The organism is Streptomyces sp. NBC_01288, from assembly GCF_035982055.1.
Lineage (GTDB): Bacteria > Actinomycetota > Actinomycetes > Streptomycetales > Streptomycetaceae > Streptomyces.
The window spans coordinates 8,229,939-8,245,199 of sequence record NZ_CP108427.1 but is presented as its reverse complement, the minus strand read 5'-3'; the positions used below and the strand labels follow the sequence as shown (position 1 = coordinate 8,245,199).

The following is a 15,261-nucleotide window of genomic DNA, read 5'->3' as shown; positions in this document are numbered from 1 at the left end:
TGCGGAGCGCGGCGGGCACGTCCCCCGATCGGATCAGCCGATCGTCACACCGGGGATCGGTGACCAAGGGGTGGGTTCAGGACTCGAAGGGACGCGCGGGCCACGGCGCCTCGGCGGGGCGCAGCGCGTCGACGCCGTCGCCGTGCCGGGCGGCGACCAGCGCGAGGGCGCCGACGGCGAGGCAGTTGTTGTGCAGCTCGCCGGCGAGGACCCCGCGGACCAGGTCGTCGAGGGGCACACGCGCGTGCTCCATGTCGGCCTCCTCGTCCTCGACCTCGAAGCGCTGCCCCTCGGCCTCGGACAGGTCCCGGGCCAGGAAGACGCGGATGGCCTCGGAGCAGCCGCCGGGCGTGGTGTAGACGTCGGTCAGCACCCGCCAGTCCTCGGCCTTGACGTGCGCCTCCTCGTACAGCTCGCGCTGGGCGGCGTGCAGCGGGTTCTCACCCGGGATGTCGAGCAGTCCGGCCGGGATCTCCCACAGCTTCTGCCGTACGGGGTGGCGGTACTGCTTGATGACCAGGACCCGGTCCTCCTCGTCGAGCGCGAGGATCGCCACGGAGCCGGGGTGGACCTGGTAGTCGCGGTGCACGACCGTGCCGTCGGGCATGACCACGTCGTCGGTGCGCACGGAGGTCTTGTTGCCCACGAACGGGGTCACCGTCGCCCGGATCTCCCACTCCTCCGGGGTGTCCTTGATCGTCATGCGCTGTCCCTCCACACGTACACGAATCACGTACCCGAAACACAGTTCACGGACGTCACGTAAAAACGGCCGGGGTGCACACCTTTTGAAGGCGCGCACCCCGGTCACCGTACAACCTTCGTACTACTTGCCCGTCTTGCGTTCCACAGCCGCCTTGACCAGGCCCGCGAAGAGCGGGTGCGGCCGGGTCGGTCGGGAGCGCAGCTCGGGGTGGGCCTGGGTCGCGACGAGGTAGGGGTGCGCCTCGCGCGGGTACTCGACGTACTCCACGAGCTTGCCGTCCGGGGACGTGCCGGAGAACTGAAGGCCGGCCTTCTTCTCCAGCTCGGCGCGGTAGGCGTTGTTGACCTCGTAGCGGTGGCGGTGGCGCTCCTCGACGTACTCCTTGCCGTCGTAGACCTCGCGCACGATGGAGCCCTCGGCGAGCTTGGCCGGGTACATGCCCAGGCGCATGGTGCCGCCCATGTCGCCCTCGCCGGCGACGATGTCGAGCTGCTCGGCCATGGTGGAGATGACCGGGTGGCCGGTGGCCGGGTCGAACTCGGTGGAGTTGGCGTCCGCGATGCCGGCGAGGTTGCGCGCGGCCTCGATCACGATGCACTGGAGGCCCAGGCAGAGGCCGAGCAGCGGGATCTTGTGCTCGCGGGCGTACTGGATGGCGCCGACCTTGCCGGAGACACCGCGGTCGCCGAAGCCGCCGGGGATGCAGATCGCGTCCACGTCACCGAGCTGCTTGGCGGCGCCCGCCGGGGTCCTGCAGTCGTCCGAGGTGACCCACTTGATCTTCACGCGGGCCTTGTTGGCGAACCCGCCGGCGCGCAGCGCCTCGGTGACCGAGAGGTAGGCGTCGGGCAGGTCGATGTACTTGCCGACCAGTGCGAGGTTGATCTCGTGCAGCGGGTTGTGGACGCGGTCGAGCAGGTCGTCCCAGGTCGTCCAGTCCACATCGCGGAACGGGAGGTCCAACTTGCGGACGACATAGGCGTCCAGGCCCTCGCTGTGCACGGTCTTCGGGATGTCGTAGATCGAGCGGGCGTCGGGGCAGGCCACCACGGCGGCCTCGTCGACGTCGCACATCAGCGAGATCTTGCGCTTGATCGCGGTCGGTACCTCGCGGTCGGAGCGCAGCACGATGGCGTCGGGCTGGATGCCGATGTTGCGCAGGGCCGCGACCGAGTGCTGGGTCGGCTTGGTCTTCAGCTCGCCCGAGGGGCCGATGTACGGCAGGAGCGAGATGTGGACGACGAACACGTTGTCGCGGCCGACCTCGTGGCGGACCTGGCGGACCGTCTCCAGGAAGGGCAGCGACTCGATGTCGCCGACCGTGCCGCCGACCTCGGTGATGACGACGTCGACCTCGTCGGTCGCCATGCGCCGGATGCGGTGCTTGATCTCGTTGGTGATGTGCGGGATGACCTGCACGGTGTCGCCCAGGTACTCGCCGCGCCGCTCCTTGGCGATCACCGTCGAGTAGACCTGGCCGGTGGTGACGTTGGCGCTGCCGTCCAGGTCGCGGTCGAGGAAGCGCTCGTAGTGGCCGATGTCGAGGTCGGTCTCGGCACCGTCGTTGGTGACGAACACCTCACCGTGCTGGAAGGGGTTCATCGTGCCGGGGTCGACGTTCAGGTACGGGTCGAGCTTCTGCATCACGACGCGCAGGCCCCGCGCCTTGAGGAGCATGCCGAGGCTGGAGGCGGTGAGGCCCTTGCCGAGTGAGGAGGCGACACCCCCGGTGACGAAGATGTGCTTGGTCGTCGTGGTGTTGCTGTTTCGGAAAGCAGCGGGCGGCATGGCCAAGAGGGGGCTCCCGTGGTCGCGGTCTGGGGTGCGGTGCGGCTGCCCGCCCGGAGATCCCGGGTTTTTCTGGAGGCGCCGTCGCTGCGGTTCGGGGGTTTCTTGCCCACCGGTCCACGGGCTACCAGGGTATCAGCGCCCGGAGGGGATGGCTTCCGGCCACGCTCCGCGCCCGCCTCGACACGGACGCGACCTGCATCGACATGAACACGCCTCCCGTCGACACAGACGCGCCCTGGTTACCTGCTTCTCACCGGGTGCTCACCCGTTCGGCCCAGGTCCGTTGGCGAGAGCGGCACACAGATCATCTACGTGCGTCGTATCCTGCTCGGACACTCGCTGCCGAGCCGGTCCGGAACACGGCACCACCCCCGCCCGTATTACCCGGAACAACGAGAGCTCGTCAGTCCGTTGGGCAACGACCCCCATTTGCTTCATGGCTCAACGACGCACTACAAACGATCCCTTGACCGCACACAGCGACCGCCCCTTTTCCATGGGGCGACGTGGCCGTTCGACTGGAGTTGCACGTGGCCGGGCGCATCGAAGATTACGCACTCATCGGAGACATGCAGACCGCTGCCCTGGTCTGCCGGGACGGCACGGTGGACTGGCTCTGCCTGCCCCGATTCGACTCCCATGCCATCTTCGCCGGTCTACTGGGAACCGAGGAACACGGCTTCTGGCGGCTGGGCCCGGCCCACGCCTCCGACACGCCGCCGCCCATGGCGGCCCGGCGCGGCTACCGCGGCGACTCGCTCATCCTGGAGTCCGAGTGGGACACCCCGCGAGGCACGGTCCGCGTGACCGATTTCATGCCCCCTCGCGACGGCGCCCCCCAGCTGATCCGCATCGTGGAGGGCATCTCCGGCCGCGTCCCGATGCGCTCGGCCCTCCGGATGCGTTTCTCCTACGGCCGGGTCGTCCCCTGGGTGCACAAGCACGAGGGCCGCACGGTCGCCGTCGCGGGCCCCGACTCCGTGTGGTTCGACACATCGGCGGAGACCTACGGCAAGCAGCTCACGACGTACGCCGACTTCACCGTCGCGCCGGGTGACCGCATCGCGTTCACGATCTCGTGGGAGCCCTCGCACAAGCCGCCGCCGGCACTCCCCGAGCCGGAGCAGTCGCTGGAGGCCACGGAGGACTTCTGGCGCGACTGGGTCGAGCAGTGCACGTACCACGGCCCGTACCGCGAGGCGGTGGTCCGCTCCCTGATCACGCTGAAGGCGCTGACGTACGCCCCGACGGGCGGCATCGTCGCCGCGCCGACCACCTCCCTCCCGGAGGAGATCGGCGGCGTCCGCAACTGGGACTACCGCTACACCTGGCTCCGCGACGCGGCCATCACCCTCTCCTCGCTCCTGCGCACCGGCTACCGCGAGGAGGCCCGCGCCTGGCGCGAGTGGCTCCTGCGGGCCGTCGCCGGCGACCCGGAGAACCTCCAGATCATGTACGGCATCGCCGGCGAGCGCGAGCTCGGCGAGGCGGAGCTGGACTGGCTGCCGGGCTACGAGAACTCGGGCCCGGTCCGGGTGGGCAACGGCGCGGCGCACCAGCTCCAGCTGGACGTCTACGGCGAGGTCACCGAGGCCCTGCACCTGGCCCACATGACGGGCCTGGCCCGCAACGACTACGCCTCCCTGCTCCAGCTGAAGCTGATCCGCTACCTGGAGAAGCACTGGGACGAGCCGGACGAGGGCATCTGGGAGGTGCGCGGCCCGCGCCGTCACTTCGTGCACTCGAAGGTGATGGCCTGGGTCGCGGTCGACCGCACGATCAAGCTGATCGAGTCGGGCGACGCGGACGGCCCGCTGGAGAAGTGGCGCGAGCTGCGCGACGACATCCACCGGGACGTGTGCGAGCGCGGCTACGACAAGGAGCGCAACACCTTCACGCAGTCGTACGGCTCGAAGGAGCTGGACGCCTCGCTGCTGCTCATCCCGCAGATGGGCTTCCTGCCCCCGGACGACAAGCGCGTGATCGGCACGATCGAGGCGATCCAGCGCGAGCTGTCCACCCCGGACGGCTTCATCCTGCGCTACCCGACCTCGGGCACGGACGAGGGCGTCGACGGCCTCCCCGGCGACGAGGGCGCGTTCCTGGCCTGCTCGTTCTGGATGGCGGACGACCTCGCGATGATCGGCCGCGTGGACGAGGCCCGCAAGCTCTTCGAGAAGCTCCTGTCGCTCCGCAACGACCTGGGCCTCCTCGCCGAGGAGTGGGACCCGCGCCTGCAACGCCAGGTCGGCAACTTCCCGCAGGCCTTCAGCCACGTCCCCCTGATCGACACGGCCCTGCGCCTGACGGCTTCGGGGGCCTACGGCGGCTGACGTCCGCTGAGCGCATGCCCCGGGCCCGAGAAGGTGCCCGGGGACGGAGGCACCGCCGCATCCGTACCGCGGCGGGAAAATCCAGGTGCCCCGGCCGCCGCTCGTCCCTACCCTTCCCGCCATGGACAGCACCGGGGCCGGGCGGCTCCTGAACGTCGTGGACGTGGAAGCCACCTGCTGGGACCGCGGCCAACCGCCGGGCGCGGTCAGCGAGATCATCGAGATCGGGCTGACCGTCGTCGACCTGGCCACCGCGGAGCGGCTCGCCCGGCATCGGATCCTGGTGCGTCCCGTCCGGTCCGCGGTCAGCGAGTTCTGCACGGAGCTGACCGGCCTCACGCAGCACGAGGTGGACGGAGGGGTCGGCTTCGCCGAGGCGTGCCGGCTGCTGGCGGCCGAGCACCACGCCGGGTCCCGCCCGTGGGCCAGTTGGGGCGACTACGACCGCAACCAGTTCACCCGGCAGTGTCGGAGCACCCGGACGCCCTATCCCTTCGGCCGGCACCACACCAACGCCAAAGCGGCCTTCACCGAGGCGCACGGCCTGCGCAAACGCCCCGGCATGGCGCAGGCCCTGGAGATCGCCGGACTGCGGCTCGAAGGCCGTCACCACCGCGGCGAGGACGACGCCTGGAACATCGCCGCCCTCGTTCTCCACCTGGCGGAGCGGGGCACCTGGCCGGATCCGACGCCCGCGGCGGCGAACAGGTTGGTGCGCGGGGCCGACGGAACCGGGTAACGTCCTTGTCGTGTTCTTCCGATGAATCCGTAGATCACTCCACATCACTACCGGGAGAACCCGTGACCGTGAGCAAGAACATCAACAACCCCGTGGGCATGGGCGGCGGCAAGCGCAAGAAGCTGTCCCGCGCCGAGCGGCAGAACCACGGTCCGCACCGCAACCTCGACCGCCAGGGCGCGGCCGACCAGAAGGCGGAGCTGGTGCGCAAGATGCGCGAGAAGGCACGCGCGGCCGAGGGCGCCGAGCAGGCGGGCGACGACACCGCACAGAGCTGACACACCGCCGCGGCAGGGAACTGGACACCGCCGCCGAGCGCACGCCCCGGGCCCGAGATGTGCCCGGGGCGTTTCCGCAGGTACCGTCCGCTGCATGGACAGCCGTACGGACAGCACATTCGACAGCCAGGGCGCCGGCATCACCGTTCAGCGGGCGCTGGAGCTGCCCGGGCTGCGCAGCGGGCTGCCGGAGATCCTGGCGGGCGCCGACCGGCTCCAGCGGACCGTGCGGTGGGTGCACGCGGGCGAGGTCCCGAACATCGCCTCCCTCCTCAAGGGCGGCGAACTCCTCCTGACCACGGGCTACGGCCTCGGCACGCGCCCGGCGGAGCAACGCGCGTTCGTCCGCACCCTCGCCGAGCGGGGCATCGCGGCCCTGGTCGTCGAACTCGGCCCGCGCTTCGACCGCCTCCCCGCCACCCTGGTCGAGACGGCCCGCGCGACCGGCCTCCCGCTCGTCCAGCTGCACCGCGAGGTGCCGTTCGTGGCGGTCACCGAGGAGATCCACACCGAGATCGTCAACGGCCACTACGCGCTGCTCCAGCAGGCCGAGGAGGTCCACCGCCGCTGCACGGAGGCCCTGCTCGGCGGCGGCGGAATCCCCCAAGTCCTGGGCATCCTGGCCGACTTCAGCGCCAACCCGGTCTTCCTGGAGACCCCGGACGGCCAACTCCTCTACGCGGCAGGGTCAGGACCCGAGGGCGCCGACCCGCTCCAGGTGTGGGAGGGGCTGCGCGGCCAGCACAAGGACGCGTCGCCGCCCGCCGGTTCGGTGGTGGTGGACGTGCCGGGCGGTGGTCCCGGTACGGGTTCGGTGCGGGCACGGATCGTCCTTCTCCCGGTCCGCGCCCCCCTGGCCCCAGTGCACCGCATCGCCGCGGAACGGGCCGCGGACATCCTCGCCGTGGTCCTGATGCAGGCCCGCCAGGAGGAGGAACTTGCGGCACGTGGACGCGGCGACTTCCTCACAGACCTCGCCGAGGGCCGCATCGCCGCCGAGGACGCCCCGGCACAGGCCCGCGTACTGGGGTTCAAGCCCGGCACCAGCCCGCTGCTGCCCGTGGTCATGCGGCTGGGCGACGCCCTGGCCGCCCCCGGCGGCGGCTGGGCGGTCCTGGCCCGCGCGGTCGCCGAGGAACTGGCCTCGGTGGGCGTCCCGGTCCTGCTGGGCGTACGACCGGTGGAGGGCCGCGTCCCGCTGCTCCTCGGCCTACGCTCGGAGTCGGAACGATCGGCGGTCGCGGACCGGGTGGCGGCGGCGCTGCGCGCGGGAGTCGAACGGGCCGGCATGCAACGCCCTGGCGCGCAGCCGCCGATCGTGGTGGTCGGTGTCGCGGGCGGCTGGGCGGCGGCATCGGCGGGTCTACGGCACGCGGCCGAGACGGCGACGGCGGCACAGGGCCTGACCGACCAGCCCTGGTACGACGCCCGGCGCCTGGACATCGAGCTGCTCCTGTGGCGCCTCCGCGACCACCCGGACCTGGCGGCCTTCGTGGACCGCGCGATCGGCCCGCTCCGCGACCACGACAACCGCTCCAAGCCGCCCCTACTGCCCACCCTGGAAACGTACTTGGCCCACGCGGGCCGCAAGGCGGAGACGGCGCGCGAGCTCCACCTCAACCGGCAGACCCTCTACAACCGCCTGGCCCGCATCGGGGAGTTGCTCGGCACGGACCTCGAAGACCCGCAGACGGTATTGGCGTTGAGCCTGGCGCTGCGGGCCCGCAGGCTGGTGCCGTAGAAGTCCGTCTCGGGTAAGAGGCAGGGGCAGGGGCAACTCGCGGTAGACGCTCACCACTTGGGCGACGGTCTGATCCTCGGTCGACCAACTGGCCGCCTGCCGCGCACCCTTGCCCCGCAGACGGTACCGGCGTCGAGTCTGGCACTGAGGGCGCCCGCAGACTCGCCCGACAAGGGTCCGCACTCAGGTCAACGGCAGAGGCTGGGTCAACTCGTCGTAGACACTCAGCACTTGGGCGACGGTCTCGTCCTCGGTCGGCCAACTGGCCGCCTGCCGCGCACCCTTGCCCCGCAGACGGTATCGGCGTCGATTCCGGGGCTGCGCACACGCAGGCTCGCCCCACAAGGGTCCGCACTCAGGTCAACGGGAGGGGCTGGGTCAACTCGTCGTAGACACTCAGCACTTGGGCGACGGTCTCGTCCTCGGTCGGCCAAGTGGCCGCCTGTCGGGCGCCCTTCTCCCGGAGCAGTTCCCGGCGTTCGGGGTCGCGCAGCAGGCCGGTGACCGCGTCGGCGAGGGCCTTCGCGTCGCCGTGGGGGACGAGTTCGGCGGCGTCGCCGACGAGTTCGGGGATGCCGCCGACGGCGGTGGCGACGAGCGGCACGCGGGCGTGGAGGGCCTCCTGGGCGATCACCGAGCGGGACTCCCAACTGCTGGCCAGGAGTGCGACGTCGGCGGCGGCGAGGAGTTCGCTCACGTCGTCGCGTCGCCCGATGAGCCGCACCGGCAGCTCCTCGTCCTCGATCCGCCGCTGCAACTCGCCCCGCAGCGGCCCCTCCCCCGCGATCACGAGCAACGGCGTCGGATCGAGGCGGCACCAGCCGCGCGAGGCGTCCAGGAGAGTGTCGTAGCCCCGTTGCCGGTCGAGGGAACCGACGGCGACGAGCAACGGGCGGTCGGTGGCGCCGAGTTCGGCCCGGAGCTTGGGGCTCAGCCGATCGGGGTCTTCGTGGTCCACGGCGGCCCTGCGCGGTCCCGGGAGTGCGACGGCGGCGAGGCGGGCGTCCCGGGCGCCGGTGCGCCGGGCCCGGTCGACCAGATCGGACGTGGTGCCGAGAACGACCACGGCGGCCTTCACGACCCGCCGCTCCAGCAGCCGCAGCAGGTGCGCCCGGGCTCCTTCGGCGTGGGCGCGGTTGTGCCACGTCACGACGAGCGGGGTGCGGCGGCCGCTGAGCGCGAGGGCGGCGCGGAAGGAGGCGTGCAGGCCGTGCGCGTGCACCAGGTCGGCGTCCGCGCAGGCCGCTCGCAGCGCGGCGACGGACGCCGGGTCGCTGCTGCGGGGCACGTGCACGTGTTCGGCACCGGCGCCCGTGAAGTCGTAGGTGTGATCGGCCTCGACGGGGGCGCACACCGTGACCCGCACGCCCCGCGCGACGAGCCCGGAGGCCAGGGAGCGTACGTGCGCGCTACTGGCGGCATTGCCTCCGCCGAGCACCTGCACGGTGCGCAGCGGCGACTGGCCGTGCGGTGAGTGGCTGCTCACGGGGGTCACGTGGCCGGGGCTCCTGGTTCGGCGACGGGCGGTCACGAAGAAAGTACAGAAGGATCGGGCGGAGGGGGTGTACCGCACGCTTCCTACGCGTTCCGTCTCAAGGATGCCAGCACGTACGGGTGTTCCGGCAACGCCGGAAGGTGTGGGGGCTGTGCGGAAGGGCAACAGGGGCGCGGGGATCACCCGTACGAGTGAGGGGGAGGGGGTTCTGTGGTGGGTGAGGCGGGGCGGGGTTGGTGAGGTCGGGGGTTGGGGCTTGGGTGGACCGGGGCTCGCTCCGGGGCGGTGGTCCGGTGCTGGGCGGGGCAGGAGCGTCGACGGGCCGGGGACTCGCTCCGGAGGCGAGAGTCCGATGCTGGGCAAGCCGGGGCAGGGTTGGTGAGGTCGGGGCTGAGGCTTGGGCAGGCCGGGACTCGCTCCGGAGGTAGGTGTCTCGCTCAGGTCGGAGGGGGCGCCGCCGCTCGGCCACGCCGGAGGCGGAGCGGCCGTGCCCGCGAGGGCACCCTCACAAGCCACCCAACCAAGCCCGCCCTGTCTGAGCCCGCATCCTCACAAGCCACCCAAGCTCGCCACCCTGTCCGAGACGGCACGCCCACAAACCGCGCAAGCCCGCCGCCGACCCACCCACTCACCCACCCCAGCTCAACTCACCGCCCCACTCACAACGCCCGCGCCAGCGCGCTCACCCGGTCTCCGTAGACCGCCGTAGCCACCACCGCAGCGGCATGCGCCACGAGCCCCGCCCGCCCGTTCCCGGCGACGACGGCCGCGCCGAGTGTCGCGCCCAGGGCGTGCGCCCCCGCGTCGCCGAGCATCGTCCGCTCACCGAGGTCGTCCGGCAACATCGCACCGGCGGCACCGATCGTGGCGGCGGCCAGTTCCGCGCCGGGGCCCCGGCGCAACAACCCCGGTGCGGCGAGGGCGAGTACGGCACCGGCGGCACGACCAGGTCGTACGTCCACAAGGTTCACGAAGTGGGCCGCCCCGGCGATCACGACCCCCGCGAGCACCTTGTCGAGAGGCCGTTCCTTGAGCAGCGCCCCGGCGACGAGCCCGGCAGCGGAGATCCCGAACAACTTGACGGCCCCGCTGGTGACTTCACCGTCCCGGAGGGCAGAGAGATGCGCCCGGAAACCGCGTCGGGGATCCCCCGCGCCGACGACATCGTCGTAACCACCACACGCGCCGGCCGCGAGGACCGCGAACCCGGCGGCCGGGCGGACCCGCGCGGCGGCCAGCGCGGTTCCGGCGACGGTGGCCGGGGCCGCGTACAGGTCGACGGTCCGGCCGGCGTGGTTCTTCCGCTCCCAGCCGTCACCAAGTCCCTTTGCGCGCAAGGCGACCAGGGTCGTACGGGTGACGGCTGCGGCGAGGGCGAAGGAGGCCGTGCGAGGCATGCGTGCGGTCATCGGGCCACTCTACGGAGCACCCGGCACCGTACGGAGCGGCCTGCCGGCCGTCAGGCCTGTGCCGTCGCCAACGGCTCCTCCGCGAGCGCCCGGTCCTTCTCCGAGTCCTCCTGGCCGACCAGCAGCGCGGGACAACTCCCGTACGCGGTCCGCACCTTCAAGGGCCCTCATACGGGAGCGGGCCCGGCACCCCCACGAAATGGCCCATCAGCCATCCGCCCCCGCCGTGGCCAAGTCTGCCTGGCCGGGCCAACATCCAGGACAATCCCCGTACCCGGCCCTCGCTTTCAGGACCTCATGCCGGAGCGGGTCCGACACCCCCACGAAACGACCCGTCAGCCGTCCGCTCGCGCCGTCGCCAAGACCCCTCCGCTGGCCCCGGCCATACCCGAACCCGCCTGACCGGGCCACCATCCGGGACAACTCCCGCACTCGGTCCGCACCTTCAAGGACCTTCACACCGGAGCACGTGACGGCCGGCACCTCCACGGAACGCTCGTCAGCCGTCCGCCCGTGCCGTCGCCAACAACTCCTCCGCATGCGCCCGCGCCGTCTCCGAGTCCTCCTGGCCGGCCAGCATCCGGGACAACTCCCGTACGCGGTCCTCGCCTTCGAGGACCTTCACGCCGGAGCGGGTGACGGACCCGTCGTTGGTCTTCTCGACCAGGAGCTGCCGGTCGGCGAAGGCCGCCACCTGGGGCAGGTGCGTGACGACGACGACCTGTGCGGTCTTCGCGAGCTTCGCGAGGCGCCGGCCGATCTCGACCGCCGCCTTGCCGCCGACACCCGCGTCGACCTCGTCGAAGAGGTAGGTCGGCACGGGGTCGGTCCCCGCGAACACGACCTCCACGGCGAGCATCACGCGTGACAGCTCACCGCCGGACGCGCCCTTGGCGATGGGCCGGGGCGGTGCGCCCGGGTGCGGGGCGAGGAGCAGTTCGACCTCGTCGACGCCCGACGGGCCGTAGGCGACCGTACGGCCCCCGACCTCGACGCCCTCCGGGTCCTCGGTCTGGCGGATCTCGAACGACACACGCGCGTGCGGCATCGCGAGGGAAGCCAGCTCGGCGGTCACCGCCGCCGCGAAGCGCTCGGCGGCCTCCGTGCGCGCGTCGGTCAACGCCTGTGCAAGGCCGCCCAGTTCACCCCGCAGCGCGTCCCGCTCGTCGGTCAGTTCGTCGATGCGTTCGTCGTCGCCGTCGAGTTCGGTGAGCCGTGAGGCACCCTGCTCGGCGTACGCGAGCACGGCGGTGATGTCCGCGCCGTACTTCCGGGTGAGCGCGTTCAGGGCGGCCCGGCGTTCCTCAACCGCGGCCAGCCGCAGCGGATCGGCGTCCAGGTCGTCGGCGTACCCCGCCAACTCCCCCGCCACATCGCCCAGAAGGATCGCGATCTCACCGATCCGGTCGGTGAGTGAGGCGAGTTCGGAGTCGTGCGACCGTACGGCCTCCAGGGCCCGCTGCGCGCCCGCGACGAGGGTCGCCGCGTCGATGCCCTCGGGGTCCTCGGGATTACCGGCGAGCGCGGCGTGAGCGGCCGTGGCGGCGGACGCCAACGCCTCGGCGTGACCGAGCCGTTCGGCCTCGGCGGCGAGCTCGACGTCCTCACCGGGACGCGGCTCCACACCCGCGATCTCGTCGAGGCCGTAGCGCAACATGTCGGCTTCCTGGGCCCGTTCACGCGCGCGGGTGGTGATCTCGTCCAGCTCGACGGCGACGGCCCGCAGCCGCCGATACGCCTCCGCGTACTTGGCGAGCGGCCCGGTGACGGCGTCCCCGGCGTACCGGTCGAGCGCCTGCCGCTGCCGGGACTGCTTCAGCAGCCCCTGCTGGTCGGTCTGCCCGTGCACGGCGACCAGCTCGTCGGCCAGCTCCGCGAGCACCCCCACCGGCACGGACCGCCCGCCCAGGTGCGCCCGGGAGCGCCCTTCGGCGGAAACGGTACGGCTGATGAGCAGCGTCCCGTCCTCCAGCTCGGCACCGGCCTCCTCGGCGCGCAGCACGGCGGAGCCGCCGGGAGGAACGGAGATCCGCCCCTCCACGACCGCGTTCTTCGCCCCGATCCGCACCAGCGCCGGGTCCGCCCGCCCCCCGAGCAACAGCCCGAGGCTGGTGACGACCATGGTCTTGCCCGCACCGGTCTCACCCGTGACAGCGGTGAACCCCGGTGACAGTTCGACGACAGCATCGTCGATGACTCCGAGCGACCGTATCCGCATCTCTTCCAGCACGGTGAAGACCTTACGAGGTAGGGCGGGAGAAGCGCGAGGCGCCCTGTCACCCGGGGGAGTGTCCCCACCTGTTTTCAGGGGCGCGGGGAACTGCGCGACCAGCCCCCACGCACCCGCACTAGTGAGGAGCCCCACGCCACCCAGAAACAGGCAACGCGAACTTCGCAACAAGCCGATCCGTGAACGACGCATGGTGCAGCCGAGCCAACCGCACAGGCACAGCCCCCCGCCGAACCTCAACCCGAGCCCCGGCAGGCAACTCAACAGTCCGCCGCCCGTCACACCACAAAACCCCCGGGGGGATGTGCGGCAACACCTCAACGGCAAGCACAGAATCCGGCGACGTGACCAACGGCTTGGCGAACAACGCGTGCGCACTGATCGGCACCATCAACAACGCCTCGACCTCAGGCCACACCACAGGCCCACCGGCCGAGAACGCATACGCCGTGGACCCCGTAGGAGTCGCACAAACGATCCCGTCACACCCGAACCCCGTGACCGGCCGCCCGTCGATCTCCAGCACGACTTCGAGCAACTTCTCCGCGCCGGCCTTCTGCACCGCCGCCTCGTTCAGCGCCCAGTCCGTGTGCACGATGTTGCCGTTCTTGTGCACGACGACATCGACGGTCATCCGCTCCTCGACCTCGTACGCCCGGGTGACCACCCGGTCCACGACCTTGTCGAGATCGTCCCGTTCCGCCTCCGCGAGGAACCCCACGCTGCCGAGGTTGACGCCGAGCATCGGCACCCCGGACGCCCGTGCGAACTCCGCGCCGCGCAGCAGCGTGCCGTCGCCGCCGAGGACGATGAGCAGCTCGCAGCCCTCAAGGCACTGCGGGGTCGCCTCGGTGACCGTCTCCACCTCGTCGGGCAGCGGCAGGTCGCGTGCCTCGTACTCCAGGACGCGCACTCCGATACCGGACTGGAGCAGCCCCTTGACGACCAGCTCCGCGCTCCGGATGGCCGCAGGCCGACCCGTGTGCGCGAGCAGGAAAACAGTACGAGCTCGGTTCTGTGTCAACGCGGCCCCTCCGCCACTGCACGGTCAACATCGGCCGGGTCCAGTTCGGGTGCGCCGGCCCGCAGCCACAGAAAGTACTCGACATTCCCGGAGGGCCCGGGCAGCGGGCTGGCGGTGACGCCCTCCACCCCGAGCCCCAGTTCCGCGGCCCGCCGGGCAACACCGCGCACGGCCTCGGCCCGCAGTTCCGGGCTGCGTACGACACCGCCGCTCCCCAGCCGTTCCTTCCCCACCTCGAACTGCGGCTTGACCATCATCACCAGGTCCGCGTCCGGCTTCGTGCACCGCGCCAGGGCGGGCAGCACCAGCCCGAGCGGGATGAAGGACAGATCCCCCACGACTAGATCCACAGGCTCCCCATCGATCGCTTCAAGCGTCAACTCGCGTACGTTCGTACGGTCCTTGACGGTGACGCGTTCATCGCTCTGAAGAGACCACGCGAGTTGTCCGTACCCGACGTCGACCGCCACGACCTGCGTGGCACCCGCGCGCAGCAGCACATCGGTGAAACCTCCGGTGGACGCGCCGGCGTCCAGCGCCCGCCGTCCCTCCACCACGAGCCCCCGCGGCACGAAGACCTCCAGCGCGCCCGCGAGCTTGTGGCCGCCCCGCGAGACGTAGTCGGGGTCGCCGTCATCCGCTACGACGACGATGGCGGCCGCCGTCTCCACCTGGGTGGCGGGCTTGGTCGCGACGGTCTTGCCCACGGTGACCCGGCCGGCCGCGATCAACTGGCTCGCGTGCTCCCGCGACCGCGCGAGCTTCCGTCGGACCAGCTCGGCGTCGAGACGTCGGCGTGCCACTCCTGCCACGTTCGGTTCAGCTCCTGCGGTCGTACGGTGAAGGGGGCGCCGGAGGTCCCGGGCGGGCGTCGAGCGCGGTGAGCGCGTCGCGCAGCCCCCGGTGTACATCCTCGTACACCTCGACATGCCCGTCCGTGGCGAGGTGGTCGGTGTCGGCCAGCCGCCCGAGCTGGGCGTCGACGTCGGCGTTGCCGCTCGGCGTGCGGTCCACGTTCAGGGGCGCGGGGGCGGCGGGGTCGTACGTGGGCTCCGCCTCCGGAACGGCCTGCGGAAGGCCCTCCGCTACGGCCCCGACCTCGGCCTCGGGCAATGAGTCGCTCATGCCCAGACGCTACCCCGAAGGCCTGGGGTACCGTCGATCACGATGGCAACGATCGAGGAGTGCCGCGTCGCACTCGAAAAGCTCTCGGACAACATGCAGAAGGCCGATGGGAATGTCCGCGCCGCCGCGGCCATGGACCGTTCGGTCAGCTGTCGGATCACCGACCTCGACGTCACGTTCGTGGGCCGGCTCACCGGCGGCCGCATCGTGGTGGACGAGACCGTGCAGGGCCTTCCGGCGGAGAAGGCCCAGATCAGGCTGACCATGGCGGGCGACGACCTGGTCGCCATGGTCGACGGCGGCCTGAACTTCGCGAAGGCCTGGGGCTCGGGCCGGGTGAAGCTGGAGGCCAACGTGTTCGACCTGTTCCGCCTCAGGAAGCTTCTGTAA

13 protein-coding genes are annotated in these 15,261 nt (G+C 71.4%); 5 read left to right on the top strand and 8 right to left on the bottom strand.

Annotation, left to right across the window (positions count from 1 at the left end; all coding sequences use genetic code 11):
- Positions 1-76: 76 nt before the first annotated feature.
- Positions 77-703: an NUDIX hydrolase gene (locus OG194_RS37075; protein ID WP_327405109.1), complete on the bottom strand. Its 627-nt coding sequence runs from the start codon at positions 701-703 to the stop codon at positions 77-79.
- A 123-nt stretch (positions 704-826) separates the two neighbouring features.
- On the bottom strand, positions 827-2,494 hold the full coding sequence (locus tag OG194_RS37070) for a CTP synthase (protein ID WP_327405108.1): 1,668 nt from the start codon (positions 2,492-2,494) through the stop codon (positions 827-829).
- A gap of 533 nt (positions 2,495-3,027) precedes the next feature.
- On the opposite strand from OG194_RS37070, the gene OG194_RS37065 reads away from it, so the two are divergent.
- From OG194_RS37065 to OG194_RS37050, 4 genes are all read left to right on the top strand, one after another.
- Entirely contained in the window at positions 3,028-4,830 is a 1,803-nt protein-coding gene (locus tag OG194_RS37065; protein WP_327407338.1) for a glycoside hydrolase family 15 protein, read from the top strand.
- Between the two features lie 121 nt (positions 4,831-4,951).
- Complete coding sequence (locus OG194_RS37060; RefSeq protein ID WP_327405107.1) at positions 4,952-5,569, top strand: 3'-5' exonuclease; 618 nt, start codon at positions 4,952-4,954, stop codon at positions 5,567-5,569.
- A 62-nt stretch (positions 5,570-5,631) separates the two neighbouring features.
- The gene (locus OG194_RS37055; RefSeq protein WP_327405106.1) at positions 5,632-5,847 is read left to right on the top strand and encodes a DUF6243 family protein; all 216 of its coding nucleotides are present in this window, start codon (positions 5,632-5,634) and stop codon (positions 5,845-5,847) included.
- 94 nt (positions 5,848-5,941) lie between these two features.
- Positions 5,942-7,588 (top strand): PucR family transcriptional regulator, encoded by a 1,647-nt coding sequence (locus tag OG194_RS37050; protein ID WP_327405105.1) that lies wholly within the window; start codon positions 5,942-5,944, stop codon positions 7,586-7,588.
- A 355-nt stretch (positions 7,589-7,943) separates the two neighbouring features.
- Here OG194_RS37050 and OG194_RS37035 read toward each other — a convergent pair whose 3' ends face one another.
- From OG194_RS37035 to OG194_RS37010, 6 genes are all read right to left on the bottom strand, one after another.
- Positions 7,944-9,083: a glycosyltransferase family 4 protein gene (locus OG194_RS37035; protein ID WP_327405104.1), complete on the bottom strand. Its 1,140-nt coding sequence runs from the start codon at positions 9,081-9,083 to the stop codon at positions 7,944-7,946.
- A gap of 659 nt (positions 9,084-9,742) precedes the next feature.
- Complete coding sequence (locus OG194_RS37030) at positions 9,743-10,492, bottom strand: hypothetical protein (RefSeq protein WP_327405103.1); 750 nt, start codon at positions 10,490-10,492, stop codon at positions 9,743-9,745.
- Between the two features lie 499 nt (positions 10,493-10,991).
- On the bottom strand, positions 10,992-12,710 hold the full coding sequence (gene recN, locus OG194_RS37025) for a DNA repair protein RecN (RefSeq protein WP_327407337.1): 1,719 nt from the start codon (positions 12,708-12,710) through the stop codon (positions 10,992-10,994).
- A 130-nt stretch (positions 12,711-12,840) separates the two neighbouring features.
- The gene (locus tag OG194_RS37020; RefSeq protein WP_026179466.1) at positions 12,841-13,746 is read right to left on the bottom strand and encodes an NAD kinase; all 906 of its coding nucleotides are present in this window, start codon (positions 13,744-13,746) and stop codon (positions 12,841-12,843) included.
- Positions 13,743-14,558 carry a TlyA family RNA methyltransferase gene (locus OG194_RS37015; RefSeq protein WP_327405102.1) on the bottom strand — a complete coding sequence of 272 codons (816 nt, stop codon included), beginning with the start codon at positions 14,556-14,558 and terminating at the stop codon, positions 13,743-13,745. Before OG194_RS37015 ends, OG194_RS37020 begins: the two co-directional genes overlap by 4 nt.
- Positions 14,559-14,565: 7 nt before the next feature.
- Entirely contained in the window at positions 14,566-14,871 is a 306-nt protein-coding gene (locus tag OG194_RS37010) for a hypothetical protein (RefSeq protein ID WP_327405101.1), read from the bottom strand.
- A 42-nt stretch (positions 14,872-14,913) separates the two neighbouring features.
- Here OG194_RS37010 and OG194_RS37005 point away from each other — a divergent pair, with 42 nt between their 5' ends.
- Complete coding sequence (locus tag OG194_RS37005) at positions 14,914-15,261, top strand: SCP2 sterol-binding domain-containing protein (protein ID WP_327405100.1); 348 nt, start codon at positions 14,914-14,916, stop codon at positions 15,259-15,261.

Excerpts from the sequence above, each read along its gene's own strand:
- OG194_RS37070 (WP_327405108.1), bottom strand. The coding sequence starts at position 2,494 with ATGCCGCCCGCTGCTTTCCGAAACAGCAACACCACGACGACCAAGCAC.
- recN (WP_327407337.1), bottom strand. The coding sequence starts at position 12,710 with ATGCGGATACGGTCGCTCGGAGTCATCGACGATGCTGTCGTCGAACTG.
- OG194_RS37050 (WP_327405105.1), top strand. The coding sequence starts at position 5,942 with ATGGACAGCCGTACGGACAGCACATTCGACAGCCAGGGCGCCGGCATC.
- OG194_RS37005 (WP_327405100.1), top strand. The coding sequence starts at position 14,914 with ATGGCAACGATCGAGGAGTGCCGCGTCGCACTCGAAAAGCTCTCGGAC.
- OG194_RS37030 (WP_327405103.1), bottom strand. The coding sequence starts at position 10,492 with ATGACCGCACGCATGCCTCGCACGGCCTCCTTCGCCCTCGCCGCAGCC.
- OG194_RS37075 (WP_327405109.1), bottom strand. The coding sequence starts at position 703 with ATGACGATCAAGGACACCCCGGAGGAGTGGGAGATCCGGGCGACGGTG.
- OG194_RS37060 (WP_327405107.1), top strand. The coding sequence starts at position 4,952 with ATGGACAGCACCGGGGCCGGGCGGCTCCTGAACGTCGTGGACGTGGAA.
- OG194_RS37010 (WP_327405101.1), bottom strand. The coding sequence starts at position 14,871 with ATGAGCGACTCATTGCCCGAGGCCGAGGTCGGGGCCGTAGCGGAGGGC.